The organism is Mycolicibacterium sphagni (assembly GCF_002250655.1).
GTDB classification, from domain to species: Bacteria; Actinomycetota; Actinomycetes; order Mycobacteriales; family Mycobacteriaceae; genus Mycobacterium; species Mycobacterium sphagni.
This window is the reverse complement of sequence record NZ_NOZR01000055.1, coordinates 1-2,783: the sequence shown is the minus strand read 5'-3', so window position 1 is coordinate 2,783 and position 2,783 is coordinate 1. Positions and strand designations below refer to the sequence as shown.

The following is a 2,783-nucleotide window of genomic DNA, read 5'->3' as shown; positions in this document are numbered from 1 at the left end:
CAACCACCCACCACCCAACGTCGCACCCTGGCAAGGCCCCATCGGCGAACGCGCCCAATGGAAGTGGTACAACCCGTACGAACCCAAAGCGCCACCAGACAACTAACGCGGGCTGGGTAGGTCAGGCGTTGAGCTCGGCCAACGTCACCGCTACAAACGGGCCCGACGGATTCACGACGAGACCGCCGTAGCCGTCATTACGGACGATCTCTAGAACCTTGCTAGTGGTGCTTGCCATGACGGCGTCCGCCGGGTTGTACGCCACAACCTCTGGGGCACTGGTGAAGGCGAAGAGTCCAGGGGATCCATCCGGCATCGCCGTCGCGCGGAACCGCATCTTGCCGGGCTCCGACGTCTCGTCGACCCCAAGTAGTAACGGGCCCTCCTGGTTTAGCAAGTCGAGCACCGCCCGACGGTCAATGCGACCAGCAGCCAGGTCGACCGTCGCGCTCTTCAGAGGCTCGTTGTTCGGATTGCGCAACGCGAAGTCGATTTCCGATGCGGACAACGCACACGTGGGGCCCGCGGGATCAATGTAGAGCCAAGCGCTTTGCTGAGACTTGGCAAATTCGAGCACTCCGGTCGAGGGATTGACCATCGACAAGGTAGCTGTCCCCGTCGGATAGAGCCGTGCGATTTCTTCATTGCGCGTGAAGGCCAAGAGTGCAGCTCTCCCGTCTGGGCCTGTGCCACGACGGATCTGCAGTCGCGAACCGGCCGCGAAGCCGGTGGCGGTGGGCATGTCGGAGCCTGTGGTATCCAAGAGAAGTGTGCCGAACATGCATGAGCGCAACACTTCTAGCGCTCCTTGTTGGCTCGGCTGGGCCGCGAAAGCAGCGACAGCCTTCCGGACAACGGTGTTGTCAACGGGATCCATCGCAGACTTCTGTCCACCGACGGACTCAGGCGTTTGAACTTGGTCCTGGGGGGCATTGACGCGCGTAGCGAAGCGACCGGGTGAATTAATCGGAATATCCGGTCGCGCCAATGCCGCAGTAACTTGTTGAACAACAGTCTCTTTCAAGGCAGCTGAGTCCGCAGGCAATCCGGGCCCATCGCCCGGTTCGGCCCAAATCACAACGCCTCCGGGAAACCCCGGGACCTCCGCCGACCCGGCCACCAGGAGCATCGTGCCCGGGAGCATCGCGATCTCTTGCTCCTGGGGGTATCGCGCGAGCGGAGCCACGAGGCGGCCCGTAATGCTCACTATGGCTGCCAACCATTCTGTTGTGAAGTTCTCGCTGGCAACGCGGGGATCCATTGACGTAGGCATGATCCCGCTGAGTGTGAATGACGCGTTCGGCTTAGCGCCGGTCATGCCCCGAAAGGTGATCGCCGGCGTCGCAGGCAATTTGGACAGCGTTGTCAGAATGTCGTCAGCCACTCTAGAATCCCTCCCTGAAATGTCTACGCAACCCCGCAGATGCCTCGCCGAGCGATGAGGCTCCTACAGCGGCTTCCCCCGGTTCTCACTCGGCACAAAAATCAACTGGTCGTCGTGCTGTTGAGCACGACACTCCTCGACAAACTTCAGCACAGCAGATTGATCACTAACGAAATCTTCATATTTCCCTGGCTTTAGCCAATATTGCTCTGGGTATTCGATAATCCCGTTAATCACGGGGATTGCCAGGTAGTGGCCGCTCGTCTTGAGGTCGTTCCCGATCGAGTACCTACGGTCGTTCGGAAAATGCGTCGCCGCATATCGCTTCGCCATTTCACTCCCTGATTGTCCGCGAGCTGTGCGCAGCTACTAGGCGCGCCAGGCCCGGCTCACTCCGAATTCTGCCGACGGGGGTCGAAGTCAACTCTGTCGGGAAACGCTGTCGCAGATGACGGAACCGTTCTAGCTTCGGACTTAAATCGGCGTGCCACGGTTCCACCCCGGCTTCTCAATCAGGAGGTCGTCCCGTTCGTGACGACGACATGAATTGACGAAATCAAGAGCTGCTGAATGGTTGTGCAAGAATGTCTCATATTGCTCTTGCGTCAGTTTGTAATATTCTTCGTAATCAATTATCCCGATAGTCACCGGGAATGATGCATAAAATCCGCCTGCTTCTAGATCCAAACCTAACGAATACCTGTCTTCCCTGGAGAAGTAGGTGTCTTCAAATCGATCCTCCACCACATCAACCCTCCGAATTTTTTGATATAACGGTGACATCATAGCGGTCAGAAGGAATTCTGGCGCCGTCAATAACTGCCTCGGAAGAACCGTCGGGCAGGAAACCACCCGGAACCCAGTATTCGTTCGCTCCCGCTTCATTTCCCGACGGGATTCTAAGGCCAAACTCTTCAGCGTGAGGGACATCAATACGGACCAGTTTCCTCCGATCAAAGAAACCTTCTGGCAGTCCAAGAGCTCGTTCCAGCCCGCTCGGGTCACTGACGAATAATTGCGATAGCGAATCAGCTTCGCCCTTGGGCATTACGAACGCTGTTCCGTCAACCTGCGCCAGTCCGTACTTCTCAAAATTATGGAGCGGCATAAATCGAGCTGCACCGTCATCAAACTTCTCCAAGTGATGCTGGATGAACTCAGGCGACAGATACTCAGAGGGGTCCGGTCGATCCCCCTTCTCCATCGCCAGAATCTCGTCCCGTTTCTCGGGACTGATACCGGGGGGATCGGACGCGTCGGAGTCGTGAGGACCATCGTGTGAGTCATCGCGATCTCCATCTCCATGACCGTTGCCATCCCCGTGGTCGCCATGGCCATGCCCATGACCGCCGCCACCACCGCCGTGATCGCCAGATCCGCCGTGCGAACCACCTCCGCC

General features: G+C 58.0%; 4 protein-coding genes. All 4 read right to left on the bottom strand.

Annotated features, from left to right (window positions below):
• Positions 1–121: 121 nt before the first annotated feature.
• On the bottom strand, positions 122–1,384 hold the full coding sequence (locus tag CG716_RS31005; RefSeq protein ID WP_234818097.1) for an SseB family protein: 1,263 nt from the start codon (positions 1,382–1,384) through the stop codon (positions 122–124).
• A gap of 63 nt (positions 1,385–1,447) precedes the next feature.
• On the bottom strand, positions 1,448–1,717 hold the full coding sequence (locus CG716_RS29340; protein ID WP_094484656.1) for a hypothetical protein: 270 nt from the start codon (positions 1,715–1,717) through the stop codon (positions 1,448–1,450).
• Positions 1,718–1,858: 141 nt separating this feature from the next.
• The gene (locus CG716_RS29335) at positions 1,859–2,128 is read right to left on the bottom strand and encodes a hypothetical protein (protein ID WP_234818096.1); all 270 of its coding nucleotides are present in this window, start codon (positions 2,126–2,128) and stop codon (positions 1,859–1,861) included.
• Positions 2,129–2,132: 4 nt separating this feature from the next.
• Positions 2,133–2,588 carry a hypothetical protein gene (locus CG716_RS30010; protein ID WP_165774353.1) on the bottom strand — a complete coding sequence of 152 codons (456 nt, stop codon included), beginning with the start codon at positions 2,586–2,588 and terminating at the stop codon, positions 2,133–2,135.
• Positions 2,589–2,783: the final 195 nt, after the last annotated feature.